Annotated in this window: 20 protein-coding genes; 13 read left to right on the top strand and 7 right to left on the bottom strand. The window is 71.8% G+C overall.

The window, feature by feature from the left end; translation table 11 throughout:
- Positions 1 to 18: 18 nt before the first annotated feature.
- Positions 19 to 1230, top strand: a complete 1212-nt coding sequence (gene coaBC / locus ACTU3I_RS14000; protein WP_442926301.1) for a bifunctional phosphopantothenoylcysteine decarboxylase/phosphopantothenate--cysteine ligase CoaBC — start codon at positions 19 to 21, stop codon at positions 1228 to 1230.
- 229 nt (positions 1231 to 1459) lie between these two features.
- Here the strand turns inward: coaBC and ACTU3I_RS13995 are convergent, their stop codons facing one another.
- The gene (locus tag ACTU3I_RS13995) at positions 1460 to 2881 is read right to left on the bottom strand and encodes a DUF6421 family protein (RefSeq protein ID WP_442926300.1); all 1422 of its coding nucleotides are present in this window, start codon (positions 2879 to 2881) and stop codon (positions 1460 to 1462) included.
- 209 nt (positions 2882 to 3090) lie between these two features.
- Here ACTU3I_RS13995 and ACTU3I_RS13990 point away from each other — a divergent pair, with 209 nt between their 5' ends.
- From ACTU3I_RS13990 to ACTU3I_RS13970, 5 genes are all read left to right on the top strand, one after another.
- On the top strand, positions 3091 to 4035 hold the full coding sequence (locus tag ACTU3I_RS13990; RefSeq protein WP_442926299.1) for a diacylglycerol/lipid kinase family protein: 945 nt from the start codon (positions 3091 to 3093) through the stop codon (positions 4033 to 4035).
- Between the two features lie 93 nt (positions 4036 to 4128).
- Positions 4129 to 5271 (top strand): sensor histidine kinase, encoded by a 1143-nt coding sequence (locus ACTU3I_RS13985; protein ID WP_442926298.1) that lies wholly within the window; start codon positions 4129 to 4131, stop codon positions 5269 to 5271.
- The gene (locus ACTU3I_RS13980) at positions 5268 to 5912 is read left to right on the top strand and encodes a response regulator (RefSeq protein ID WP_442926297.1); all 645 of its coding nucleotides are present in this window, start codon (positions 5268 to 5270) and stop codon (positions 5910 to 5912) included. Before ACTU3I_RS13985 ends, ACTU3I_RS13980 begins: the two co-directional genes overlap by 4 nt.
- Positions 5913 to 5993: 81 nt before the next feature.
- Positions 5994 to 6764, top strand: a complete 771-nt coding sequence (locus ACTU3I_RS13975; RefSeq protein ID WP_442926296.1) for an ABC transporter ATP-binding protein — start codon at positions 5994 to 5996, stop codon at positions 6762 to 6764.
- Positions 6761 to 8218 carry an FtsX-like permease family protein gene (locus ACTU3I_RS13970; RefSeq protein ID WP_442926295.1) on the top strand — a complete coding sequence of 486 codons (1458 nt, stop codon included), beginning with the start codon at positions 6761 to 6763 and terminating at the stop codon, positions 8216 to 8218. The genes ACTU3I_RS13975 and ACTU3I_RS13970 overlap by 4 nt, the downstream gene beginning before the upstream one ends.
- An 88-nt stretch (positions 8219 to 8306) precedes the next feature.
- Here ACTU3I_RS13970 and ACTU3I_RS13965 read toward each other — a convergent pair whose 3' ends face one another.
- On the bottom strand, positions 8307 to 8813 hold the full coding sequence (locus ACTU3I_RS13965) for a hypothetical protein (RefSeq protein ID WP_442926294.1): 507 nt from the start codon (positions 8811 to 8813) through the stop codon (positions 8307 to 8309).
- A 68-nt stretch (positions 8814 to 8881) separates the two neighbouring features.
- On the opposite strand from ACTU3I_RS13965, the gene ACTU3I_RS13960 reads away from it, so the two are divergent.
- Entirely contained in the window at positions 8882 to 9481 is a 600-nt protein-coding gene (locus ACTU3I_RS13960) for a 2-phosphosulfolactate phosphatase (RefSeq protein WP_442926293.1), read from the top strand.
- A gap of 177 nt (positions 9482 to 9658) precedes the next feature.
- Here the strand turns inward: ACTU3I_RS13960 and ACTU3I_RS13955 are convergent, their stop codons facing one another.
- From ACTU3I_RS13955 to ACTU3I_RS13945, 3 genes are all read right to left on the bottom strand, one after another.
- A complete protein-coding gene (locus tag ACTU3I_RS13955) occupies positions 9659 to 10147 on the bottom strand; it encodes a SprT-like domain-containing protein (RefSeq protein ID WP_442926292.1) in 489 nt (162 codons plus the stop codon).
- Positions 10148 to 10177: 30 nt separating this feature from the next.
- Positions 10178 to 10705, bottom strand: a complete 528-nt coding sequence (locus tag ACTU3I_RS13950) for a hypothetical protein (RefSeq protein ID WP_442926291.1) — start codon at positions 10703 to 10705, stop codon at positions 10178 to 10180.
- Between the two features lie 74 nt (positions 10706 to 10779).
- Positions 10780 to 11646: a spermidine synthase gene (locus ACTU3I_RS13945; protein WP_442926290.1), complete on the bottom strand. Its 867-nt coding sequence runs from the start codon at positions 11644 to 11646 to the stop codon at positions 10780 to 10782.
- A 177-nt stretch (positions 11647 to 11823) separates the two neighbouring features.
- On the opposite strand from ACTU3I_RS13945, the gene ACTU3I_RS13940 reads away from it, so the two are divergent.
- From ACTU3I_RS13940 to ACTU3I_RS13930, 3 genes are all read left to right on the top strand, one after another.
- Complete coding sequence (locus tag ACTU3I_RS13940; protein ID WP_442926289.1) at positions 11824 to 13491, top strand: ABC transporter substrate-binding protein; 1668 nt, start codon at positions 11824 to 11826, stop codon at positions 13489 to 13491.
- Positions 13492 to 13627: 136 nt separating this feature from the next.
- A complete protein-coding gene (locus tag ACTU3I_RS13935; RefSeq protein WP_442926288.1) occupies positions 13628 to 14632 on the top strand; it encodes an ABC transporter permease in 1005 nt (334 codons plus the stop codon).
- Positions 14629 to 15588 (top strand): ABC transporter permease, encoded by a 960-nt coding sequence (locus tag ACTU3I_RS13930; RefSeq protein ID WP_442926287.1) that lies wholly within the window; start codon positions 14629 to 14631, stop codon positions 15586 to 15588. Before ACTU3I_RS13935 ends, ACTU3I_RS13930 begins: the two co-directional genes overlap by 4 nt.
- Before the next feature lie 12 nt (positions 15589 to 15600).
- Here the strand turns inward: ACTU3I_RS13930 and ACTU3I_RS13925 are convergent, their stop codons facing one another.
- Entirely contained in the window at positions 15601 to 17238 is a 1638-nt protein-coding gene (locus tag ACTU3I_RS13925) for an ABC transporter ATP-binding protein (RefSeq protein WP_442926286.1), read from the bottom strand.
- Between the two features lie 88 nt (positions 17239 to 17326).
- On the opposite strand from ACTU3I_RS13925, the gene pxpA reads away from it, so the two are divergent.
- Both pxpA and ACTU3I_RS13915 read left to right on the top strand, forming a co-directional pair.
- Complete coding sequence (gene pxpA / locus ACTU3I_RS13920; RefSeq protein WP_442926285.1) at positions 17327 to 18085, top strand: 5-oxoprolinase subunit PxpA; 759 nt, start codon at positions 17327 to 17329, stop codon at positions 18083 to 18085.
- Positions 18082 to 19656, top strand: a complete 1575-nt coding sequence (locus ACTU3I_RS13915) for a 5-oxoprolinase/urea amidolyase family protein (RefSeq protein ID WP_442926284.1) — start codon at positions 18082 to 18084, stop codon at positions 19654 to 19656. Before pxpA ends, ACTU3I_RS13915 begins: the two co-directional genes overlap by 4 nt.
- A 23-nt stretch (positions 19657 to 19679) precedes the next feature.
- On the opposite strand, the gene ACTU3I_RS13910 is transcribed toward ACTU3I_RS13915, so the two are convergent.
- On the bottom strand, positions 19680 to 22295 hold the full coding sequence (locus tag ACTU3I_RS13910; protein ID WP_442926283.1) for an ATP-binding protein: 2616 nt from the start codon (positions 22293 to 22295) through the stop codon (positions 19680 to 19682).
- A gap of 236 nt (positions 22296 to 22531) precedes the next feature.
- Here ACTU3I_RS13910 and rpoB point away from each other — a divergent pair, with 236 nt between their 5' ends.
- Complete coding sequence (rpoB, locus tag ACTU3I_RS13905; RefSeq protein ID WP_442926282.1) at positions 22532 to 26032, top strand: DNA-directed RNA polymerase subunit beta; 3501 nt, start codon at positions 22532 to 22534, stop codon at positions 26030 to 26032.
- The last annotated feature ends 18 nt before the right edge of the window (positions 26033 to 26050 follow it).

The raw sequence follows: 26050 nt of genomic DNA, 5'->3' as shown, positions 1-26050 counted from the left end.
GCATGGAAGGATGGGCGCGTGTTCATCGTCGTGGGCGTCACCGGTGGCATCGCCGCGTACAAGACCGTTTCTCTCATCAGGCTCCTCGTGACCGCCGGCCACGAGGTGCACGTGATCCCGACGGAGGACGCGCTGCGGTTCGTCGGGCTCACCACATGGGAGGCGATCAGCCGCCACCCCGTCACCACCAGTGTGCACGAGGATGTGGCGGAGGTGCGCCATGTAGCCCTCGGCCGCCGCGCCGAGCTCGTGATCGTGGCGCCGGCCACGGCGGATTTCCTCGCGAAGATGACCGCGGGGCTCGCCGGAGATCTCCTCGGCACCACGCTGCTCGCGACCTCCGCGCGCGTCGTCGTCGCGCCCGCGATGCACACCGAGATGTGGCGCCACCCCGCCACACAGGCCAACATCGCGACGCTGCGCGAGCGCGGCGTGCACGTCGTCGGTCCCGACGACGGGGCGCTCACCGGCGGCGACAGCGGCCCGGGCCGGATGAGCGAGCCCGACGCCATCGCCGCGGCCGCGCTCGCCGTCGTCCCGGCGCGCGCCCATCTGGCCGGTGCGCGCGTCGTCGTCTCGGCGGGAGGGACGCGTGAGCCCATCGATCCGGTCCGCTACCTCGGCAATCGCTCCAGCGGACGGCAGGGCGCGGCGCTCGCGCTGGCCGCCGCCGACCGGGGCGCCGAGGTGACGCTCGTGGCCGCGCACGTCGACGACGGCGTGCTCGACGCCGTGGCACGGCATCCGCGGATCCGCATCCAGCGCGTGAGCACGGTCGCGCAGATGCAGTCGGCGATGACCGACGCGGCCGCGGAGGCCGGCCTCGTCGTGATGGCCGCAGCGGTGTCGGACTATCGGGTGGCGGACGTCGCCGACCACAAGCTCAGCAAAGAGGATGCCGCGGGCCCCGGCTTGACGCTCGAGCTCGTCCGCACCCCCGACATCGTCGCGGGGCTGGCCGCCCAGCGCTGCGACGGCCAGATCGTCATCGCGTTCGCCGCCGAGACGGAGGAAGACCGCGACGCCCTCCTCGGCCGCGCGCAGCGCAAGGCAGCGCGAAAGGGCGTCGACGTGCTCGTAGCCAACCGTGTCGGCTGGAACGCCGGCTTCGGCACGCCCGACAACGCGATCGTCGTGGTCTCGCGTGACGGCGCCGTGCTCGCCGAGGCATCCGGCTCCAAACGCGAGGTCGCCGACGCGATCTGGGACGCCGTGCTCTCCCTCCGCTGAGCGTCCACGACACCCCGCAGTGCGGCCGCGGCCGCGTGGCACGTACTCAGGCTGCAGACCCCGGATGGCGGTCGCGATCCCCGGAAATACGGGCGGGGCGCTCGCCGCGCCGACACGCAAGCCTGAGTACGTGCACGGGAGCCGAGTGAACGGGAGCCGAGTTCACGGGAGCCGAGTGCACGCGACCCCCGCGCGCCGGTGGGCGGACGGGGGTCGCTGGCACCGCGGGTCAGTGGATGCCGGCGGTCGACTCGATGACCGGCCGCATCTTCTTCTCCAGCGCCTCGTAGAACATCGACAGCGGGAACTCGTCGTCCAGGACCGCGTCGGTGTATCCCTTCGGCGGCCCCGCGAGGATCTCGTCCGCGAGCCCGCGGTTCCACGTCGACGCCGGATGCGGCGTCACGACGCCGCGCACGAGGTCGTAGGCCGCGAGCCAATGCGCTGTCTTCGGACGGTCGATCGAGCGCCAGTACAGCTCGTCGATCGCATCCCCGAGGGCCACGACGGCGGCGGAGACCTCGTCCCAGTCGAACGCCAGTGCGGTGTCGGTCCAGTGCAGGACCCCGCGCTGATGGAGCCACGCGAACAGCAGCTGCCCGCCGAGCCCGTCGTAGTTGCGCACGCGCGAGCCGGTGATCGCGAACCGGAAGATCCGGTCGAAGATCACCGCGTACTGCACCAGCCGGGCGTGCTCGAGCATGGCGGTCTCGGCGGCGTCGAGCGGATCGTCCCGCTCGCACAGGCGCCTCTCGATCGCCACGCACTCGCGGAACGCGGTCAGGTCGCACCGCAGCTCCTCCAGCGAGTACAGGAAGTACGGCATCCGCTGCTTGATCATGAACGGATCGAACGGCAGATCCCCCCGCATGTGCGTGCGGTCGTGGATGAGGTCCCACATGACGAACGTCTGCTCGGCGAGGTCCTGATCGTCCAGCAGCCGCGCCGCCTCGGCCGGCAGCTCGAGCTTCGTGATCTCCGCAGCCGCGCGGACGACGCGGCCGTAGCGCGCCGCCTCCCGATCCTGGAAGATCGCGCCCCACGTGAACGTCGGGATCTCACGCATCGACACGGTCTCGGGGAACAGCACCGCCGAGTTCGTGTCGTAGCCGGGCGTGAAATCGATCAGGCGCAGTGACACGAACAGCCGGTTGGTGTACTCCTGCTCCAGCTGCGCGATGAACTCCGGCCAGATGACCTCGGCGAGAACGGCTTCCACATGCCGGTCGCGCGACCCGTTCTGCGTGTACATCGGGAAGACCACGAGGTGACGGATGCCGTCGACGCGGTGTTCCTGCGGCCGGAAGGCGACGAGCGAGTCGAGGAAGTCGGGCACGCCGAATCCCTCGTCCTCCCAGCGCCGGAAGTCGGCGACCGATGTCTGCAGATACGCGGCGTCGTGCGGGAACAGCGGCGCCAGCTCGGCGATCGCGGCGGTGATCGCGCCGACGAGTTCGCGTGCGCGGGCGTGGTCCGCGGCATCCGGGACCGATCCGTCCTGCGCCTGCAGCCCCTGCAGGTCGGTGGCGGCCGCCTTCAGCGACAGCCACGCGGCCGATCGCTCCGCGCCGGAGGCTCGGCCGTCCTCGACAACCTCGGGCTCGCCGACGATCGCCTTCTGCTCACGGGTGGGAGCGGCGTGAATGGACATGGGAACCTCCGATCTTCGGGGTCGGCCGGCGTGCACGCGGCGCACCGGCGGGGTGGTGTGGTCCGTCCAGCGTAGCTCCCGCCCCCGCCCGCTCAGCGAGACTGCACGGGCGCCACGAGACAGCATCCGTCGGCCGCTGTCTCGTGGGCGCCCTGCAGTCTCGCGGTCCGGGCTACCGCCATGGCGCTGCGCCGCGCTAGCGTCGGGACATGCCCGACACCGCCGCCGCGCCCGACGGCGAGGGCGTGTTCCTCGTCACCAACAGCCGGTCGGGGCAGGCGGTCGTGCGCGCCGACCCGCTGCCCCGCGTGCGCGAGCGGCTGGCGCGCGCCACGGTGCACGAGCTGGGCGAGGACGAGAGCCTCGACGACGCGGTGACGGCCGCCATGGCGGCGGAGCATCCGCCGCGCGTTCTCGGAGTCCTCGGCGGAGACGGGTCGGTCTCGCGCCTGGCGCATCTGGCTCGGCGCCATGACGTGCCGCTCCTGGTGATCCCCGGCGGCACGTTCAACCACTTCGCGCGGGCCGCCGGCCTGGACGACCCGGATGCCGCGCTCGATGCCTTCGCGTCGGGGCAGTTGCGCGACGTGGCCGTCGCCGAGGTGACGGTCGACGACGGGGAGCCGATCACCGTGCTCAACGCGGTGTCGCTGGGCGCCTATCCCCAATTCCTCGCCGAGCGCGAGCGACGGGGTGCGCTCGGCAAGTGGCTCGGCGGGGTCGTGGCCATCCAGCGCGAGCTGCGCGGGGCGCGCCCGATCCGCATCCGCGTGGGAGATCGGCGGGCACGCATCTGGTCGGTGTTCGTCAGTGTGGGCCGCAATGACCCCGATCGGCACGCCATGATGCAGCGCTCCGGCCTGAACGACGCGGTGCTCGACGTCCGCGTGCATCACGCCCGCGGCACGCGGGTGCGTGCGATGGCCTCGCTCGCGTTCGGGCGGCGGACCATTGCCGTGCTGCGGGCACTGCGCCTCATGCCGCGCTCGTCCGACCTCGAGCGGTTCGTCGAGCAGACGTGGGAGGTGCGCGTGCAGCCCGACGACGCGCCCCCGGTGTACGTGCACGACGGCGAGCTCGAGGAGGCCGACCCCGCCGGCTTCACCCTGCGCGTGCGCGCCATCCCGGCCGCACTCCGCGTCTACGCCCCGTAGCTCCCCGCACCGGTCCGTCACCGGCCCGCGAATACATCGGGCGACGGATGCCGCGGCGCGGGCCCGCGCGTAGCCTCGGGAGAGATGTTCCGCATGCTCCGCCCCTCTCAGATCGTCGTCGACGCGGTTGTGGCGGTGCTGTTCGCGCTGATCGCCGTGCCCGTGGAGGCCTCGCTCCTGAGTCTGAGCAGCGCCGGGCAGTTGTTCGCCGCTGTCGCCGTGGCCCTGATACTCGCGCTCGCGCTCGCGCTTCGCCGGCTCGCCCCGGGCCTCGCGCTGGGCATCGCGTGGGTGAGCGCGCTCGTGCAGATGCTGGCGCTGCTGAACCCCTCCCCCTCCAACCTCGCGATCTTCGCGGTCCTCTACGCCAGCGCCGCCTACGGCGGGCGCATCGTCTACTGGCTCGGGTTCGCGTCCGCCTTCCTGGGCGCGCTGGTCATCACGCTCTACCTGTACGTCTTCACCGGTGGGACCCTCACCCTGTCGCTGCTGAGCGTGGGGCTGGCGGTGCTGGTGGCCGCCACCTTCGCGCTCCTGCTGGCGTGGGTCTCCGGCGCGCTGGTGCGCACGGCGATCCGCGCCCGCGAGGCCCGCCGCGCGCGCGAGGCGGCCGAGGCGGATGCCGTCGCCGAACAGGAGCGCGTGCGCATCGCCCGTGACATGCACGACGTCGTCGCCCACTCCCTCGCGGTGGTCATCGCCCAGGCCGACGGAGCGCGCTACGCCGCCGCATCCGACCCCGCCGCCGCGACGGCCGCGCTCGACACGATCTCCTCGACCGCGCGGGCGGCCCTCGGCGACGTCCGGCTGCTCCTCACGCAGCTGCGTCACAGCGAGGCTGCCGGCCCGCAGCCCACGCTCGCCGACGTGGAGGCGCTGTACGCGCAAGTGCGCGCGGCCGGTGTCGACCTCTCGGTCGATGTCGATCCCGCGCCCGTCGCCGAGCCGTCGGCGTCGGTGCAGCTGGCCGTCTACCGCATCCTGCAGGAGGCCCTCACCAACGCCCTCCGTCACGGGACGTCTGGTCCCGTCTCGGTCCGGCTGGCGTGGCATCCGGCCTTCGTCGACCTCGCCGTCCGCAATCCGCTGAACGGCTCCGCGGCGGCGGCCGGCGGCGGGCACGGGATCATCGGGATGCGCGAGCGCGCCCAGCTCGTCGGCGGCACGCTCGAAGCGGGACCCGACCGCGGCACGTTCACCGTCACCGCCCGCCTGCCGATCGGAGAGGCCGCATGACCACGCCCATCCGCGTCGTCCTCGTCGACGACCAGGGTCTGTTCCGTGCCGGGATCCGCATGGTCATCGACTCGCAACCCGACCTCGAGGTGGTCGGTGAGGCATCCGACGGGCGCGAGGCGCTCGCCGTGGTCGCCGCCACGCGCCCCGACGTGGTGCTCATGGACATCCGGATGCCCGTTCTGGACGGACTCGCCGCCACGGCGGAGCTGCTGGCCCGCCCCGAGCCGCCGCGCGTGGTGATGCTCACGACCTTCGACCTCGACGAGGCGGCGGCCCGCGCCATCCGGCAGGGGGCGAGCGGGTTCCTCCTCAAGGACGCCGAACCGGAATTCCTCCTCGCGGCCATCCGCACGGTGCACGCCGGCTCCGCGGTGATCGCCGCCACCGCGACGCGCGAGCTGTTCGCCGCCGCCTCTCGTCCGACCGCCCCGGTGCCGCCGTCCTACGGCACGCTCACCGACCGGGAGCGCGAGGTGTTCGCGCTGGCGGCGCAGGGACTCAGCAACGCCGAGATCGCCGCGCGGGAGTTCCTGTCCGAGGCCACCGTGAAGACGCACATCAGCCGCATCCTGCCCAAGCTGGGCTTGCGTGACCGCGTACAACTGGTCGTCTTCGCGTACGACCACGGCCTGGTCTGACGCGGAATCATCCTTGCGATGTAGCCGGATGCCCCGCCCAGGCGACGCGCGGGGACCCGGGCGGTTCGTAGCGTCGGAGGCATGCAGATCACCTCCACCGACCTGGGGCTCGCCGCGCGGGTCCAGCACCTCACGAAGACCTTCGGGCAGGGCGAGGGCGCCGTCTCCGCCCTCGACGGCGTCTCCGTCGGCATCCGCCGCGGCCAGTTCACCGCGATCATGGGGCCTTCGGGCTCGGGCAAGTCGACGCTGATGCACGTGATGGCCGGCCTGGACGCCCCCACGTCGGGTCGCGCGTGGATCGGCGACACCGAGATCACCGGACTCGGCGACCTCGAGCTCACCATCCTGCGCCGTCGGCGCGTGGGGTTCGTCTTCCAGGCGTTCAACCTCGTCCCCACCCTCGATGCGCTCGGCAACATCCTGCTGCCGTTCGACCTCGACGGGCGTCGGCCGTCGGCGCTCGAGAAGGCCCGTATCGACGGGCTCATCGAAACGCTCGGACTCGGGTCGCGCCTGCGCCACCGCCCGCACGAGCTTTCGGGCGGTCAGCAGCAGCGCGTCGCCATCGCGCGCGCTCTCGCCACCGCCCCCGACCTCGTCTTCGCCGACGAACCGACCGGCAACCTCGATTCCCGGTCCGGCCGCGAGGTGCTCGGGCTCCTCGCGGCGGCTAGCCGGGAGCACGGCCAGTCGATCGCCATGGTCACGCACGACCCCGTCGCCGCCGCCTACGCCGACCGCGTGCTGTTCCTCGGCGACGGGCACATCGTCGCCGACAAGCCGCGGCAGAGCCCCGAGCAGATCTCCGCGCACATGCTGCAGGCCGAGACGGCCGAGGCGCGGGCATGACCGCCGTCTCCGTCGACGTGCGGATGCCGCGGTCCGCGGCCGGGCGGCTGACCTGGCTGCGCGAGCGCGGCATGGGCGCCAGCGTCCTCGTCGCCGCCCTCTCTGCCGCCTTCGGCGCGGTGCTGCTGTCGGCGACGACCTTCCTCGCGGCGATGCTCCGTGCCGACCCGTACATCGGCGACAGCGGTACGCTCGCCGCGGTGACGGCCATCGTCGCGTGGCTCCTCATCGGCGTGGCGGTGTACGTGGCCGCGATCGTCACGGCCAACACGTTCGCGACTGTCGTCGCCGGGCGCACCCGCCGGATCGCGCTGCTTCGCCTCATCGGAGCATCCGCTCGATCCCAGCGCGCCGAGGTGGCACGCCAGGGCCTGGTCGTCGGGGTGCTCGGGGCGGCGATCGGTGTGACGGCGGGAACGCTGGTCTCCGTCGCCGGCGCGGCCGTCGCGAGAGAGGCGCTCGGCCTTCGCGACGTCGATGCCGCCATCGTGCAGCCGGCGCTTCTGGCGCCGGCCGTCGTCGTCGCCCTCACCACGTGGGCGGCCGCGTGGGTGGGGTCGCGGCGCGTGCTCTCCGTCACGCCGCTCCAGGCGATCGGCGGGGCGGTCGAGGCGTCGCACGAGGCCCTGGCCGCGCGCGCCGGACGCAACGTGGGGGCGCTGGTGCTGCTGGTCGGCGGCGCGGCCCTGCTCGCCCTCGGCATCCTCGCCGGGCTCGTCACTCCCCTCGGCGTCGTCGTCGCGTTCGTCGGCGGGATCCTGTCGTTCACGGGGCTCGCGCTCGGGGCGGGACTGATCATGCCGCCGGTGCTGCGCCTGGTTGGCCGCATGTTCGGTCGGTCCGCCGCCGCACGTCTTGCCGCGGAGAACGCGCTGCGCTACCCGGAGCGGTCGTCGCGCATGGCGATCGGGGTGGTCATGGGGGTCACGCTGGTGCTGATGTTCGCGGTCGCGCTGGAGTCGGTCAAGACGATGATCGCCATCTCCAGCGGCGGACGCATCGAGCCCCAGTTCGCCACCCTCATCGATTCGTTCTCGGCGGTCATGATGACGCTCGTGGCCGTCAGCGCCGTCATCGCGGCGGTCGGGCTCGTGAACCTGTTGACGATCGGGGTCGTGCAGCGTCGGCGTGAGCTCGGGCTTCTGCGCGCGCTCGGCGTCTCGAACGTGCAGGTGCGGGCCATGGTGCTCCTGGAGGCCGCGCACATCACGATCGCCTCGCTGATCGTCGGCGTCGTGCTCGGGGTCGCCTATGGATGGGCCGGCGCGCAGTCCCTCCTCGGATCGGCCGGCATGCCGCCGAGCTTCTCGGCGCCGACGTTCGTGCTGCCGTCGGTGCCGCTCGGCCCGCTCCTGATCGTGATCGGAGCGACAGCCGTGCTCACGCTCGTGGCGGCGGTGGTCCCCACCCGCCTGGCCACGCGCGTGAGCCCCGTGGCGGCGCTCGCGGAGTAGCGCACGGCATCCCAGAACAGGGCCGATGCCGCGAACAGGACGATGCGCGAGCCGGTCGTCCTGTTCTCGGCGTCTTGCCTGTTCCGGGCTACTCGGGTTGCCCGGCCTGCTCGGGATCGTGGGCCCACGTCGGGGCGAGCGCGCGGATGCGGGCGCCCCGCCACTGCCACGTCGACCACAGCACCGGCCACAGCAGTGCCGCGGTCGGGCCGCCGATGACGAGCCGGTCGCGCCACAGCGTCCGGCCCGGGTCGCCGGGAGCGGCCGAGACGGCCATCTGGTGATCCCAGACGTCGAGGCTCGACAGCGGGCCGGTGAGCGGGATGCCGCTGTCGCGGAAGATGCGGACGCGCCCAGTGGCGTCGGAGGTCTCGCGCTCGGTGACGGAGATCAGCTGCCGCCCCACCGGCACGGCGCCGGCGACCGACAGCTGCACCGGCAGGTCGGTTCCGGCGTCCCATGATGTGGGCGGGTCGGCGAGCGGCTGCATCGCCAGGAGCGGCCCGTAGAGCTCCGCGACAGCGGTGGGGGAGTGCAGCGCCCGCCACGCGGCATCCGCGTCGCAGTCGATCACGAGCTTGAGGAGGATGCGCATCGCCCCATCCTCCCCGACGACGGGTCGTGCGTCACCGCACGACGGCCCGCCGCGCTTAGGCTCGTGGCGTGGATTCGGATGCCTTCGCCCAGGCGACGTACCAGGTGCGGCTCGAGTGGGGGAGCGAGGCCCTCACGCGGCTCGCGCCGGCCGACATCACCGTGATCGTCGACGTGCTCGGGGTCTCGGCGACCGAGATCGCCGTCGCGGAGGCGCGTCCCGAGCATCCGGCGGAGGCTCCCCCCGGCCCCGGCCCCGGCCCCGGCCCCGGCCCCGGCCCCGGCGACCGGATCGTCGGGGCGCTGCGCAACGCGTCGGCGGTCGCGCGATACGTCGTGCGGCGTCAGACCGAGCGCGGCGCCCGCACGAGCGTGAACGTGGTCGCCGCCGGGAACGAGGGGCGCTACGCCGTCGAGGACCACCTCGGCGCGGGGGCGATCATCGCCGCGCTCGGCGACCTCGGCATCGACCACTGCTCACCCGAGGCCGCCGTCGCCGCCGAGGCCTTCCGCGCCCTTCGCGGCGCGGCGCGGCACCTCCTCACCGCGAGCGGCTCGGGTCGCGCGCTCGAGGCGGCCGGGCGGGGCGACGAGGTGCGGGCCGCGGCCGCCGTCGACGCGTCATCCGTGGTCCCCGTGCTGCGCGACGGCGCGTTCGTCGCCGCGTAAGCCTTCCGCCGCGCGCGGCTCGGGTGTCAGCCGATGCCGCTTTCAGGCGTGTGTGGCGACCCGAGCTGCGACCTGACGGGGTCGTTCGCTCCTCATCCCCGCGTCGCTCATCCCCGCGTCGCTGAGGGTCGGGGCAGCACCGGTCGCTGAGCGAGCGCAGCGAGACGAAGCGCCCAATCAGCGCGGGGTCTGCGCTGCGAGGCGCGCAGCGGGGGTGATCTCGCGGCGGGTCCACGTGAAGACATGGCGCGGATCGAATCGCGGCGCGCACTTCGCGCACGACGTCGGACGGGTCGCGCGGCGGTGCCGGTAGGCGACGTGGCCCGCCGGGCACACCCCCACCCACGGCGCGAGCTCGACCGCGGTCTCGCCGGCGTGGGTCGTGCCGCCGACGTACCCGAGGCCGCGGGCCACGCGCTTCCAGTGCGGGCCGTGGCCGGCGGTCGGTCCGGCGAGGGCGTGGGCGACCTCGTGCAGCAGGGTCTGGTGGTTGGTGTCGTCGTCGTAGCGTGCGGCGAGGTACCGCGACACGGTGATGCGGCGCCGCGTGTAATCGCACAGGCCGGCGCGGCGCTTGGCGTTGTCGAACCCGAACGACCACGTGCCGTCGAGGTGCAGGTCCACGAGCGCCTCAGCCCACACGCGCACTCGCTGCAGATCCGACATGGGGGGAACAGTAGACCCGAGGTCCGACAGTCAGCTGGCGACGGATGCGTGCGCGCGACGCCGGTCGGCGGCGTCGATCGCGAGGAGCGTGGATTCGAGCTGTTCGTCGGGCGTTCCCGACTCCTGCCGCAGGAACAGGGCGCGCTTGAAATCCCGTCGCGCCTCGTCGTAGTCGCCGCCGTCGTACGACACCTTGCCGCGGTGCTGCAGCGCGAACGCCGCGATCCCGGCCCATCCGGCGCCCTCGGCCTCCTCCGCGCAGGTCGTGAGTTCCTGGGCGGCGGCGGCGAGGGAGCCGCCGCTTTGCATCACGGTCGCGTGCAGGATGCGGGCGCGCAGCAGATCCTTGCGCGTGCCGGCCATGCGCGCGACGCGCACGGACTGCTCCGACACCGACAGCGCCTCGTCCAGGCGGTCGAGCACCTTCAGCAGCCATACGCGCTCAAGGAGGGCGGGAAGGCTCCGCTGCGGTCCGATCTCGGCGAGGCGCTCCTCGCACTCGCGCAGGTCGACGATCTCACGCAGGGTCTCGGCGTCGTATCCGCGGATGTAGCTCATCGTCGTCCCCTCTCGCTCGATCGACCTCCCCAGTCTGCGATGGCGCGTGGATTCCCCCGGCGCGGCACGCCGGGTCAGCGGTCGAAGAGCGACGGAAGCGGCTTGGGCGACGGCGTGGCGTCGGCATCCGTCGCCGGGGAGACTCCGCGGGCGAACGTCTCCAGTTCGGCGCCGGCGGCGACCTTGGCCGGATGCGGACCCGCCGCCATGAGGCGCGGCAGCCACTGCGCGGGGAGCGGGGCGGCGGATGCCGCGATGACGAGGTTCCCGAATCTGCGGCCCTTCAGCACCTGCACCTCGGCGAGCACGAGAACGTGCGGGAGCACCGCCTGCACCGTCGCGACCTGGCGTCGTGCGAAGGCGAGCCCCGCGCCGTCGGCGACGTTCACGAGCAGGACGCCGTCGGGGGCGAGCAGGCGCACGGCTGCCCGGTAGAACTCCACTGTGGTGAGGTGCGCGGGCGTCTGAGCCCCCGCATAGACGTCGCTCACGAGCAGGTCGACGGCGCCGGTGAGTCCGGCGGGGAGCCGCTCCAGCCCGTCGCGCGCGTCGCCGATGCGCACCCGCAGTGAGGCTCCCCGGGGAAGGGGCAGCGCGCCGCGGACGAGCTCCACGAGCGCCGGCTCCAGCTCGATGACCTGCTGGCGGGAGCCGGGACGGGTGGCCTCGATGTACCGCGGGACGGTGAAGGCCCCGGCACCCAGGTGCACGGCGGTGAGGGGCTGCCCCGGCATCCGCAGCCGGTCGATGACCGCCGCCATCCGCGCGACGTACTCGAAGTGCAGATGCGTCGGGTCGTCGAGGTCGACGTGCGACTGCGGCGTGCCGTCGACGACGAGCTCGTACCCGGCCGCGTAGGCCGAGGGCACGATGCGCGCCAGGGTGCCGTCCGACAGCCGGGTCGAGGCGATCTCGGCGGGTTCGACGCGGGCTCGTGCCATCCGTCAACGCTAGCGGCGGTCGGCGACCCCTGGCCGGTCCGTCGCAACAAGATCGATACACAGCCGGAACGGCGAGGCGCCGCGTTACGGGTACGGTCGGTACATCGGTGAAACCGGAGCGGCACGTCGTCGTGCGACTTTCGGCCGTTCCATCCCCCCATGGAAGGTGCACAGCACATGGCACACAACTATCGGCGACGCCTGCTCACGGGCGCCGCGGCGATCGCGATCGGCGCGCTGGCGCTGTCGGCCTGCTCGAGTCAGCGCGGCGGAGGAGGCGACGACGAGCCGTCGGGCGACGTCGACAGCACCTTCGTCTTCGGCGCCTCCGGCGACCCGACGAGCCTCGACCCGGCCTTCGCGAACGACGGCGAGTCGTTCCGCGTCTCACGGCAGATCTTCGAGGGCCTGGTCGGCGTCGAGCCCGGCACGGCCGACCCGGCGCCGCTTCTCGCGGAGAGCTGGGAGCAGTCCGAAGACGGTCTGTCCTACACCTTCCAGCTGAAGGAGGGCGTGACCTTCCACGACGGCACGGAGTTCGACGCCGACGCCGTCTGCTTCAACTTCGACCGGCAGAACAACTTCACCGGGGTCGCGCAGAGCGAGAGCCTGTCGTACTACTGGGGCAAGCTCATGCGGGGCTACGCCGACACCGGCACCTCGATCTACGGCGGATGCGAGGCGGCCAGCCCGACCGAGGTGACGATCACGCTCACCCAGCCGTTCGCCGGCTTCATCCCCGCGCTGTCGCTGCCCGCCTTCGCGATCCAGAGCCCCACCGCTCTCGAGGAGTACGAGGCCGACAACGTCGGCGGCACCTCGGAGGCGCCGACGCAGAGCGAGTACGCCACCGCGCACCCGACCGGCACCGGCCCCTTCTCGTTCGACTCGTGGGAGCCGGGAGCGGAGACCACCCTGTCGGCGTACGAGGACTACTGGGGCGAGCAGGGTCAGGTGCAAGAGGTCATCTTCCGCGTGATCGGCGACACCACGGCGCGTCGCCAGGCGCTCGAATCGGGATCCATCGACGGCTTCGACCTCGTCGCCCCGGCCGACCTCGGCGCCCTGGAGGACGCCGGCTTCACCCTGGTGAACCGCGACCCGTTCAACGTCCTGTACCTCGGGATGAACCAGGCCGACCCGGCGCTGGCCGACATCCGGGTGCGGCAGGCTCTCGCGCACGCCATCGACCGCGAGCAGCTCGTCACCCAGGTGCTCCCGGAGGGCACCGAGCTGGCCGACCAGTTCATGCCCGAGAGCGTCATCGGCTTCAACGACGCGGTCACGACGTACGACTACGACCCGGATGCGGCGACGCAGCTTCTCGCGGAGGCCGGCTACGACGAGGCCAACCCGCTGACGCTGACGTTCAACTATCCGTCGAACATCTCGCGGCCGTACATGCCGAACCCGGAGCAGATCTTCGCGAACCTGCAGTCGCAGCTGGAGGCCGTCGGCATCGTCGTGAACCCGGTGTCGAACGAGTGGGGCGAGTACCTCGACCTCATCCAGGGCGGCACCGACCACGGCATCCACCTCCTCGGCTGGACGGGCGATTACAACGACCCCGACAACTTCGTGGGGACGTTCTTCGGCGCCGCCTCGAACGAGTGGGGCTTCGACAACCCCGACCTGTTCTCGGCTCTGACGGCGGCGCGCGGTCTCGCGACCGAGGAGGAGCAGGAGGCGGCCTACCAGGACATCAACGAGCAGATCGCCCAGTTCCTCCCCGGCGTTCCGCTGGCCAGCCCCGTCCCCACGCTCGCGTTCGACGCGCGTGTGACGTCGTACCCGGCCAGCCCGGTGCAGGACGAGGTCTACAACATGGTGGAGCTCTCCGAGTGACGCCCTGATGCTGCGGCCCGGGTCTCCTCGCGGCGCCCGGGTCGCAGCATCCCGCCCACTTGCGTGAATCGGCTGCTAAAGCGCCGCGTTTAGCAGCCGATTCACGCAAGTCGAGGATTCCTACCCCGGAGATTTCGTGCTTCGCACCATCGGCAGGCGTCTGCTCCTGCTCATCCCCACGCTGTTCGGTCTCTCGGTCCTGCTGTTCTTCTGGGTCCGCGCCCTGCCGGGCGGACCGGCCGTGGCGCTCCTCGGTGAGCGGGCCACCCCCGAGGCCGTCGAGCGCATCAACGAGCTGTACGGCTTCAACGAGCCGCTGTACGTGCAGTACTTCACGTGGCTCGGACGCCTCCTCACGGGCGACTTCGGCTCGTCCATCCAGACGGGGCGACCGGTTCTGGAGGAGTTCTGGCGCCGCTTCCCCGCCACGGTCGAGCTGTCGATCGCCGCCTTGATCGTCGCGGTGGGAATCGGCATCCCGCTGGGCTACTGGGCGGCGCGCAAGCACGGCAAGGCGTGGGATCACATCGCCGTCGTCCTCAGCCTCATCGGCATCACGGTGCCGGTGTTCTTCCTCGCGTTCATCCTCAAGTACGTCTTCGCCGTGCAGCTGGGGTGGCTGCCCTCGGACGGGCGGCAGAACCCCCGCATCGACGCGACGCACTACACGAACCTGTACGTGCTCGACGGGCTGATCACGGGAGAGTTCGACGCCGCGTGGGACGCGATCCTGCATCTCGTGCTGCCGGCGCTTGCCCTCGGCACCATTCCGCTCGCGATCATCGTGCGGATCACGCGCGCGTCGGTCCTTGAGGTGCAGAACGCCGACTACGTGCGGACGGGCCGGGCGAAGGGCGTCGGTCAGGCGACGCTTCGCAACCGCTTCATCCTGCGCAACGCCATGCTGCCGGTGATCACGACGGTGGGCCTTCAGACCGGTCTCCTCATCGCGGGGGCGGTGCTCACCGAGACGGTGTTCGCCTTCCCCGGCATCGGGCAGTTCCTCGCGCGCGCCATCTTCACGCGAGATTTCCCGGTGCTGCAGGGCTTCATCATCTTCATCGCGATCGCGTACGCCCTCATCAACCTGCTCGTGGACGTGAGCTACAGCGTCATCGATCCGAGAGTGAGAGTGCAATGAGCTCCGGCATCCTTCCCCCCGCGCCCAGCGGCGGCCCCGTCGACGACAACGCGATCGTCGACGCCGGCGTGCTCGCCGCCCAGACCCGCGGCGGGTTCTGGCGCGACGTGTTCCGCCGCATCCGGCGCAACCCCACCGCGTGGATCGGCGCCGCCATCGTGGCGCTGTTCCTCCTCGTCGCGCTCCTGGCCCCGATCCTCGCGCCCTATCCTGCCGAGGCGCTCCCCGGCCAGCGCTACATCACCCCGACCCACATCCCCGGCCCGGGGGAGCTGCCGCAGTTCCCGCTCGGGCTCGACCGCTTCGGCGGCGACGTGCTGTCCAAGCTCATCTGGGGCGCGCAGGCATCGCTCGTGATCGGCGTCGTGTCGACGGCGTTCGGCCTCGTCGGCGGCATGTTCCTGGGCCTGCTCGCGGGCATGTTCGGCGGCTGGGTCGACAACGTCGTGATGCGCTTCGTCGACATCCTGCTGTCGGTGCCGAACCTCCTCCTCGCGGTGTCGATCGCCGCCATCCTCGGCCAGAGCCAGCTGGCGATCATGATCGCGATCGGGGCCTCGCAGGTGCCCGTGTTCGCGCGGCTGCTGCGCGCCTCGATGCTGCAGCAGCGCGGCGCCGACTACGTGCTGTCGGCGCAGACGCTCGGCCTCTCGCGACGCACGATCACGATGAGCCACGTGCTCCCCAACAGCGTGGGGCCCGTCATCGTGCAGGGGACGCTGACCCTCGCCACCGCCGTGATCGACGCCGCCGCGCTGTCGTTCCTCGGCCTCGGCGGCGGGCTCCCGCAGACGGCGGAATGGGGCCGGATGCTCACCTACGCCCAGGCCGAGCTCGCCATCGCGCCGTGGCTGGCGTTCCTCCCCGGCATCTGCATCGCCGTCACCGCGCTCGGCTTCACGCTCCTCGGCGAGGCGCTGCGGGAGGCCATGGACCCGCGCACCCGCGCCCGCTGAGGAGCCGCCCGATCAGGCGATGTTGAGCTCGTTGCCGGGGATCGAGGCCAGCAGGCGCCGCGTGTAGGAGTCGCGCGAGTTGGTGAAGATCTCCTCGCTGGATGCCGCCTCCACGAGCCGGCCGTCCTTCATGACGCACACGTAGTCGCTGATCAGGCGCACCACGGCCAGGTCGTGCGAGATGAACAGGTAGCTGAGCGTGTACTCGCGCTGCAGGTCGCGCAGCAGCGTCAGCACCTGGTCCTGCACCAGCACGTCGAGCGCCGACACGGGCTCGTCGCACACGATGAGATCGGGGGAGAGGGCGAGGGCCCGCGCGATCGCGACGCGCTGGCGCTGCCCGCCCGAGAGCTCCGACGGGTAGCGGCGCAGCATCGTCTGCGGCAGCGCGACGTCGTCCATGAGCTGCCGCACGCGTGCCGATCGCTCCTTCGCCGACCCGCGTCTGTAGAACGACAGCGGCTCCTCGATGATCCGCTCGATGGTGAACATCGGATTGAGGCTGGAGTAAGGGTCCTGGAAGATCGGCTGCACCTTCTGGCGGAAGTCGCGCAGGGCCCGGCCCTTCAGCGTTGCCACGTCCTGCCCCTCGAACCGGATGCTGCCGCTGGTGGGCTCGACGACCTTCAGCAGCATCCGCGCCGTCGTCGTCTTGCCCGACCCCGACTCTCCCACGATGGCGACCGTCTGGCCGCGGGGGATGGCCAGCGACACGTCGTCGACCGCCCGGAAGTCCTCTCCCTTTCCCCGTCGCGGATACACCTTCGTGAGGTTCTCGATCTCGACGATGTTCTCGGTCGGTGCAGCACCGGCCAGGCCGAGCCGGGCGAACTCCTCCGGGCGCAGCCGTACGGCGGCGACCGAGGGGGCGGCGGCCACGAGGGACTGCGTGTACGGATGCTGCGGCGCCTCGAGGATCTGCGTCGCCGGGCCCTGCTCGACCACCCGGCCGCGGTGCATGACGATCACGCGCGAGGCGCGCTCGGCGGCGAGCCCGAGGTCGTGGGTGATGAGCAGCACGGCGGTGCCGAGCTCGGTCGTCATGCGGTCGATCTGGTCGAGGATCGTCTGCTGCACCGTGACGTCCAGCGCGCTCGTGGGCTCGTCGGCGATGAGCAGACGCGGGTTGCACGCCATTCCGATCGCGATCAGCGCCCGCTGGCGCATGCCGCCGGAGAACTCGTGCGGGTACTGCTTCGCGCGGGCCTCGGCATCCGGGAGCCCGGCCGCCTCGAGCGTCTCGACCACCTTGCGCTTGACGTCGGAGCGCGTGGCGAGCCCGTGGGCCAGGAGCGTCTCAGCGACCTGCGTGCCGATCTTCGCGACGGGGTTGAGGTTCGACATCGGATCCTGCGGGACCAGGCCGATCTGGCGCCCGCGCACCTCGCGCATGCGCGACTCGGAGAAACGCGTGAGGTCCTCGCCGTCGAGGAGGATGCTGCCGCGCGCGACGGAGCCGCCCGACGCGAGCAGGCCGATGATCGCCATGGCCGTCGTGGACTTGCCGGAGCCGGACTCGCCGACGATGGCGACTGTCTCGCCCGCGGCGATGTCGAGGTCGACGCCGTCGACCGCGCGCACGGGTCCGTCGATCGTGGCGAACTCGACCGCGAGGTCGCGGACGGAGAGGAGGGGGGTGCCGGGGGTCATCCCCCCATCCTGCCTTCCGGCGTCGCGGCCCGCACCTGCCTGGGGGGGGGCAGCGTCCGAACTCGGGCCACATCGGTAGCGTGAAGGCATGCCGGATGCGATCGACCTCAACGCCGACCTCGGCGAGACGATCGGCGGGGTGCCCACCGCCGACGACGAGGCGCTGTTCGCCGTCGTCTCCAGCGCGAACGTCGCGTGCGGGGGCCACGCGGGCGACGCGGACTCGATGCGCGAGGCGGTCGCGCGTGCGGCGCGTCATGGGGTGGCCGTGGGGGCGCATCCGTCCTACGACGATCCCGGGAACTTCGGACGCCTCCGTCACGATCCGCCGTCCGCCGAGCTGCGGGAGACGGTCGCGACGCAGGTGCAGGCGCTCGTGGCCGCGGGCGCCGACCTGCGCTACGTCAAACCGCACGGCGCGCTCTACCACGCGATCACCGTCGACGCGGCGCAGGCGGATGCGGTGGCTGCCGCCGTCGCCGACGTCTCGGCCCGGATCGGCCGGGCGCTGCCGATCCTCGGGCTCGGCGGCGAGATCGTCCGCGCGGCGCGAGAGGCGGGGATGCCGTTCGTCGCGGAGGCCTTCCTCGACCGCGGCTACACGGCCGGTGGCGGCCTCGTGCCGCGCGGGGAGGCTGGCGCGCTCCTGGACGACCCGCGTCGCGTCGCGGAGCGGGCCGTACGGTTCGTGCGCGAGGGGGTGGTCGACGCCGTCGACGGCACCGTGATCGAGGCGCGCGCCTCGTCGCTGTGCCTTCACGGCGACAGCCCGGCCGCCGTCGCGATGGCCCGTGCCGTGCGATCCGCGCTCGACGCCGCGGGCATCCGCGTCGCCTCGCCGTGGTGAGCGTCGCGCTGCGTCCGATGGGGGAGCGAGCGATGCTGGCCGAGACCGGTTCGCTCGCCGAGGCGCTGGCGTTGTCGGCCGCGCTCGCAGGGTCGCGCCCGCCCGGGATTCTCGACCTCGTCCCCGCCGCCCGGACGGTGCTGGTGACCTTCGATCCCCACGTGCTGCCGGCGTCGGCGGTGCGTGCGTGGATCACCGGTGCCGAGCCCGGCACCGCTGCCGCCGCATCCGGGCCGCTCGTCGAGGTCCCGGTCCGCTACGACGGCCCCGACCTCGCCGCGACCGCCGAGCTCCTCGGCGTATCGCCCGGAGAACTTGTCGCGCGGCATCGTGACGCCCGATGGCGGGTCGCCTTCACCGGGTTCGCGCCGGGGTTCGCCTACCTCGTGAGCGACGCGTGGCCCTACGACGTGCCGAGGCGGGAGTCGCCGCGCACGCGCGTGCCCGCCGGCGCCGTGGGTCTTGCCGGGGCGTTCTGCGGCGCCTACCCGCGCGAGACCCCCGGAGGCTGGCAGCTGATCGCGACGACCGACGCGCCGCTGTTCGACCCGGCATCGCCCGACCCGGTGCTGCTGGCTCCCGGCGCGCGCGTGCGCTTCGTCGAGACCGCTCGCGACACTGCACCCGCGCCACGAGACAGCAGCCGTGGGACGCAGTCTCGTGGCGCGGATGCAGTCTCGCTGGGAAGGGGCGGCGCCGAGGCCGGCTTCCGCGTGCTCGAGACCGGCCTCCTCGCCACGGTGCAGGACCTCGGGCGGGGGGGACGCGCGGCGCTCGGGATCGCCCGGTCGGGCGCGCTGGATCGGGCGGCGCTGCGGCGGGGCAATCGACTGGTGGGCAATGACGAAGCCGCCGCGGGCATCGAGGTCACGCTCGGGGGCTTCCGCGCCGTCGCCGAGCGCGACGCGTGGATCGCGGTGACCGGCGCCGCCGGCCCGCTCCGGATCGACGGACGCGGGATCGATCCGAACGTCGCGACCCGATGGCCCGCCGGCGCCGAGCTGGAGGTGGACTGGTTCGCGCGCGGAGCGCGGGCATATCTCGCCGTCCGCGGGGGGATATCGGTCGCACCCGTGGTCGGGGCGCGGGCGACCGACGTGCTCGCCGGGCTCGGACCGGCGCCGCTGCGGCCCGGGGACGTGGTCGCCGTCGGCGCCGCGCCGCGCAGCCCCGTTCCGCCTGCGGACCTGGCGCCGTGGGGCGCCCCGGAGGACACCCTGCTCGAGGTGGAGCTGGCACCGGGCCCGCGCGCCGACTGGTTCGCCGCATCCGCCCTCTCGGCCCTGTTCGATGCGCGGTGGAAGGTGTCGGCCGAGGCCGACCGCGTCGGCATGCGGCTGGACGGCCCGGAACTCGCACGCACGCGCCCCGGGGAGCTGCCGAGTGAGGGCATGGTGGCCGGCGCGCTGCAGGTGCCGCCGTCGGCGCGACCCACGATCCTCCTGGCCGACGGCCCCGTCACCGGCGGCTACCCCGTCATCGCGGTGGTGACGGATGCCTCGCTCGACGCCCTCGCGCAGGCGCGACCGGGCACCCGCATCCGCTTCCGCCACTCCCGCCTCCTGCCCTGACGGGGTGGGTTCGGGGAGGCGCGTCACCAGCGCGCCAGGATGTCCGCCACGGCCGCGCGCTCGGCATCGGGAAGCGCGAGCTCCACCGCCTCGGCGACGCTGAGCGCGGCGCCGTGGGCCTCGCCGCGCTCCACGGCGGCCGGATCCGCGCGGCGCGCGAGCTCCAGCTGCGGCGCGTGCACCGTGAACGGCTCGACGTCGAAGACGCCGATGCGGCGGCGGATGGTCGTCGCGGCCGCGCACAGCGTGCCGGCGCGCTCACCGTCGCCGCGTGCGGCCGCGACCGCGCACAGCCCTTCGAGCCCGTACGCGACGCCCTCCTCGTAGTGCAGCCGCAGCGACACCCCCAGCGTGCGGATGCAGCGGCTCTCGGCCGCGTCGATCGCCCCGCGCACGAGCTGCATGCGGGCGAGGTGGTCACCGGCCACCGACACGGTGAACAGATCGTCGCCCGCCTCGGCCACGTCGGTCGCGCGGTGGAAATGGGAGAGTGCGTCGTCGGGTGAGCCGCGCAGCCATTCCAGGCGACCGAGGGCGACCTCGGTGATCGCCTCGGCCCAGCCGTTGCCGAGGGTCCGCAGCCGCGAGACGGCGTCGCGCAGCTCGCCGTCGGCGGTGTCAAGGTCGGGCACGGGCAATTGCAGCCGCGCGGTCGCGCGGGCGGCGAGGGCCATCGCGGCGGCGTCCTCGTCACCGGCGTCGGTGAACAGCCGCAGGCATTCGCCCAGCCCGGCGACCACCTCCTCGGACGGGTGCTGCCACATCTCCCCCCACAGCGCGAAGAACCACGCCACCGCACGAGTGTGGGGCGAGATCGGCTGGTCCTTGCCGAGGAGCTCGAGCATCCACACGCGCACCTCGGCGAAGAAGCCGGCGATCCACCAGTAGATGAGCAGCTTCCACGCGAAGTCGCCGGCATCGTCGAGGCGGTCGATATGGATGAGGTGGCGCACCGCCGCCCGCAGGTTGGGCAGCTCCAGCCCCAGCAGCGCGACCGTGTCGGCCTGGTGCGTGCCGCGCAGTCCCGGCGCGAGATCGCTCACCAGCTGGCGGTAGTAGTCGGCGTGGGCGGCGCGCATCCGTGCCGCATCGCCGGTGCTCTTCAACCGGTCCAGGGCGTACTCGCGAACCACGGCCAGCAGCGAGAACACCGGCCGGCCCTCGATCTCGGACTGCGCCACGAGCGAGGCGTCCACGAGCGCCTCCAGGGCCTCGAGCTCGTGCCCCTCCCACACGCGGCCCGCCCCGAGCGCCTCGACCGCCTCGAGCGTGAAGCGCGTGGCGAAGACGCCCAGATCCTCCAGGAGCGCGCGCTGGGCGGGCGAGAGCAGCTCGACGCTCCAGTCGATCGCGGCCGTCATGGTGCGGTGGCGGTCGGGGAGGTCGCGCGCGGATGCGGCCAGCAGCGGCAGGCTCTTCTCGATGCGTCGCGCGAGGGCGGCGGGGGAGAGGGTTCGCACCTTCGCCGCGACCAGCTCGATGGCCAGCGGCAGCCCCTCCAGGTGCGCGCACAACCGCGACACGTCGGCGGCGTTGTCGGCGGTCAGCGCGAAGTCGGGCTTGGCCGCGCGCGCCCGGTCGACGAACAGCGCCACCGCCGGCGATCGCTGCGCGCGTTCCAGCGTCGCCGGTGCGCCGGCATCCGGGGCCCCCAGTGCCCGGACGTCGAAGACGCGCTCGCCGCGGATGCGCAGGAGCACGCGGCTGGTCACGAGGAAGCGCGTGCGGGGCGCCCGGTCGTACAGGCGCACGAGGAAGGGCGCGGCCTCCACCACCTGCTCGAAGTTGTCGAGCACGACGAGGACGTGCCGCTCGGCCAGCGACAGCCCGATCCGATCCTCCAGCGCCGCCTCGCCGTTGTCGCGGACGCCGAGCGCGTACGCGATGGTCGGCAGGAGCAGTCCGGGTTCGAGCACGCCCTCCAGCGGCACGAACGCGACGCCGTCGGGGAACAGCGCCGCCCCGGCCTGAGCGACCTCGATCGCGAGGCGGCTCTTGCCGATCCCGCCCGGGCCGACGAGCGTCACGACGCGCGCGTCGTCGGCGGCGAGGAGCTGGTGCACCGCGGCGATGTCGTCCTCGCGGCCGATCGTGGCGGTGTAGGGGGCGGGCAGGCGCGTGGCCACTGTGGCCGCGGCGGTGGGATCGACGGCGCGGGAGGAGTCGAAACGCTCGGCCAGCAGCACCGCGAGATCGGCGGCCACCTGCTCCTCGAGCTCGGCGGCGTCGGCGAAGGGGAGGTAGGCGGCGGTGTCGTCCTCCCGGATGCGGCCGATGAGCTCTTCGAGCCGAGGCTCCCGCGCCTGCGGCTTCTTGATGTAGATGAGCTTCGGCATCTCCCGCGGCGCGAGACGATACTCGTCCTCGAGACCGGAGATCTCCTCACCGGGCGCGACCCAGCCGTAGCTGTCGGCGTAGATGCCGACGAACACGTCGCTCTGGTCGAGGTAGGCGCGGTAGAGCTCGCGGGGCGGATGCGGGCGGGCGCCGAGCTCGAACATCACCGGGGCGAGGCGCAGTCGTTCCACCGCCGCGCGCACCGCTCGCCGCTCCTCGGCGAGCTCTCGCAGGGTCGAGGAGACGAAGATGCGCAAACGCTGGTCGGGTGTGCGGATTCGCGCGCCGTTGCGGTCGTCCATCGGCCGGTTATACCGCACCTGGGTAGAGTCGTCAAGAATCCCGCTGGACACGATGCGCCATCCGACGTATAGTTGTTGTTTGCGCTCCCCTTTCCCCTGCCCTCATATGGTGGTCGGCTGTTCCTGCGCGTCCCCGCTCTCGCGGTGTGCGACACGTCAGGTTTCGGGGCCGGGAGCACTCCACCCTGACGACAAGGAATCACGAGTCCTGCCCGGACTCTGCGGAGGTTATTCCCTTGGCTGCTGCGCCCAACGCATCCAACCCCACCACCACCCCCAAGAACGGCCGAGGCGCATCCCGCCTCTCGTTCGCGAAGATCTCCGACACGCTGACGGTCCCTGACCTTCTCGCGCTGCAGACCGAGTCTTTCGACTGGCTCGTCGGCAACGAGGCGTGGAAGGCACGCGTCGCGGAGGCTCAGGCCGCCGGTCGCACCGACGTGCCCGAGATCAGCGGTCTCGAGGAGATCTTCGAGGAGATCTCTCCGATCGAAGACCTCAGCGAGACGATGCAGCTCTCGTTCACGAACCCGTACCTGGAGCCGGAGAAGTACTCGATCGAGGAGTGCAAGGAGCGCGGCAAGACCTACGCCGCGCCGCTGTACGTCGAGGCCGAGTTCATGAACCACCAGACCGGTGAGATCAAGACGCAGACGGTCTTCATGGGCGACTTCCCGCTCCAGACCGACAAGGGCACGTTCATCATCAACGGCACCGAGCGTGTCGTGGTGTCGCAGCTCGTGCGCTCGCCCGGCGTCTACTTCGACAAGACCCCCGACAAGACGTCCGACAAGGACATCGTGTCGGCTCGCATCATCCCCAGCCGCGGCGCGTGGCTGGAGTTCGAGATCGACAAGCGCGACCAGGTCGGCGTGCGCATCGACCGCAAGCGCAAGCAGTCGGTCACCGTCTTCCTCAAGGCCCTCGGTCTCACCAGCGAAGACATCCTCGCGGAGTTCGCCGGCTTCGACTCGATCGAAGACACGCTGTCCAAGGACACGATCCTCACCAAGGAGGACGCGCTCCGCGACATCTACCGCAAGCTCCGTCCGGGCGAGCAGGTCGCCGCCGAGGCCGCCCGCGCGCTGCTGGACAACTTCTACTTCAACGCCAAGCGCTACGACCTGGCGAAGGTCGGTCGCTACAAGATCAACCAGAAGCTGGGCCTCGAGCTGCCGCTGAGCGACTCGGTGCTGACCGTCGACGACATCGTCGCGACCATCAAGTACCTCGTTCGCCTCCACCGCGGCGACGCGACCTTCGAGGGAGTGCGCGGCGGCAAGACCGCCGACATCCGCCTCGACATCGACGACATCGACAACTTCGGCAACCGTCGTATCCGCGCCGTCGGCGAGCTCATCCAGAACCAGGTGCGCACCGGCCTGTCCCGCATGGAGCGCGTCGTCCGCGAGCGCATGACCACGCAGGACATCGAGGCGATCACGCCGCAGACCCTGATCAACGTGCGCCCCGTCGTCGCCGCGATCAAGGAGTTCTTCGGCACGTCGCAGCTGTCGCAGTTCATGGATCAGAACAACCCGCTCGCGGGCCTGACCCACAAGCGCCGCCTGTCGGCCCTCGGTCCCGGCGGCCTGTCGCGTGAGCGCGCCGGTGTCGAGGTCCGTGACGTGCACCCCTCGCACTACGGCCGCATGTGCCCGATCGAGACGCCGGAAGGCCCGAACATCGGCCTCATCGGCTCGCTCGCGTCGTTCGCGCGCATCAACGCGTTCGGCTTCATCGAGACGCCGTACCGCACGGTCGTGAACGGCCGCGTCACCGACGACATCGCGTACCTCACCGCGAGCGAGGAGAGCGACCACATCGTCGCTCAGGCCAACGCCCCGCTGAAGGCCGACGGTCACTTCGCCGAGGACCGCGTCCTCGCCCGTGGCGGTCAGGGCGGCGAGGTCGACCTGTACCCGGCCGACGAGATCGCCTACATGGACGTCTCGCCCCGCCAGATGGTGTCGGTCGCGACCTCGCTCATCCCCTTCCTCGAGCACGACGACGCCAACCGCGCCCTCATGGGTGCGAACATGCAGCGTCAGGCCGTGCCGCTGGTGCGCAGCGACTCGCCCGTCGTCGGCACCGGTATGGAGGGCTACGCCGCGATCGACGCCGGCGACGTCCTCACCGCGCAGAAGCCCGGTGTCGTGATGGAGGTCTCGGCCGACGTCGTGACCGTGCAGCTCGATGAGGGCGGCACGCAGGACTACTTCCTCCGCAAGTTCGACCGCTCCAACCAGGGCACGTCTTACAACCAGCGTGTCGTGGTCTCGGCCGGCGACCGCGTCGAGGTCGGCGAGGTCATCGCCGACGGACCCGCGACGGAGAACGGCGAGCTCGCGCTCGGCAAGAACCTCCTCGTGGCGTTCATGACGTGGGAGGGTCACAACTTCGAGGACGCGATCATCCTCAGCCAGGAGCTCGTCAAGAACGACACCCTCTCCTCGATCCACATCGAGGAGTACGAGGTCGACGCCCGTGACACCAAGCTCGGCAAGGAGGAGATCACGCGGGACCTCCCCAACGTGAGCCCCGACCTGCTGAAGGACCTCGACGAGCGCGGCATCGTCCGCATCGGCGCCGAGGTGCGCCCCGGCGACATCCTCGTCGGCAAGGTCACGCCCAAGGGCGAGACCGAGCTGTCGGCCGAGGAGCGCCTGCTCCGCGCGATCTTCAACGAGAAGAGCCGCGAGGTGCGCGACACGTCGCTGAAGGTCCCCCACGGCGAGCAGGGCACGATCATCGCCGTCAAGGAGTTCAACGCCGAAGACGGTGACGACGAGCTCGGCTCGGGCGTCAACCGCCGGGTCGTGGTCTACATCGCCCAGAAGCGCAAGATCACCGAGGGTGACAAGCTCGCCGGCCGTCACGGCAACAAGGGCGTCATCGCGAAGATCCTCCCCGTCGAGGACATGCCGTTCCTCGCGGACGGCACCCCGGTCGACGTCGTCCTCAACCCGCTCGGCATCCCCGGTCGCATGAACTTCGGCCAGGTGCTGGAGCTTCACCTCGGCTGGATCGCCCAGCAGGGCTGGAAGGTCGAGGGCACCCCGGAGTGGGCCGCGCGTCTGCCGAAGGAGGCCTTCGAGGCCCCCAAGGGCACCAAGGTCGCCACCCCGGTGTTCGACGGTGCGAGCGAGGAGGAGATCGCGGGTCTGCTGGACTCGACACTCCCCACGCGCGACGGCGAGCGGCTCATCGGCTCCTCGGGCAAGACGCTGCTGTTCGACGGCCGCTCCGGCGACCCGTTCCCGGCTCCCGTCTCGGTCGGCTACATGTACATCCTGAAGCTGCACCACCTCGTGGACGACAAGATCCACGCACGCTCGACGGGCCCCTACTCGATGATCACCCAGCAGCCGCTCGGTGGTAAGGCGCAGTTCGGTGGCCAGCGCTTCGGTGAGATGGAGGTGTGGGCGCTCGAGGCGTACGGCGCCGCATACGCCCTCCAGGAGCTCCTGACGATCAAGTCCGACGACATCCTCGGCCGCGTGAAGGTCTACGAGGCGATCGTCAAGGGCGAGAACATCCAGGAGCCCGGCATCCCCGAGTCGTTCAAGGTGCTCATGAAGGAGATGCAGTCGCTCTGCCTGAACGTCGAGGTGCTCTCGGCGGACGGCACGGCGGTCAACCTCCGCGACACCGACGATGACGCCTTCCGCGCAGCGGAAGAGCTCGGCATCAACATCTCCAGCCGCTTCGAGTCCTCGTCGATCGACGAGATCTGACCCGGCCGATTCTTTTAC

The sequence above is a fragment of the Microbacterium sp. RD1 genome (assembly GCF_052220165.1).
In the GTDB taxonomy this organism is placed as follows: domain Bacteria; phylum Actinomycetota; class Actinomycetes; order Actinomycetales; family Microbacteriaceae; genus Microbacterium.
Note: the sequence above shows the minus strand (reverse complement) of the source record. Positions and strands in the feature narration are given on the sequence as shown.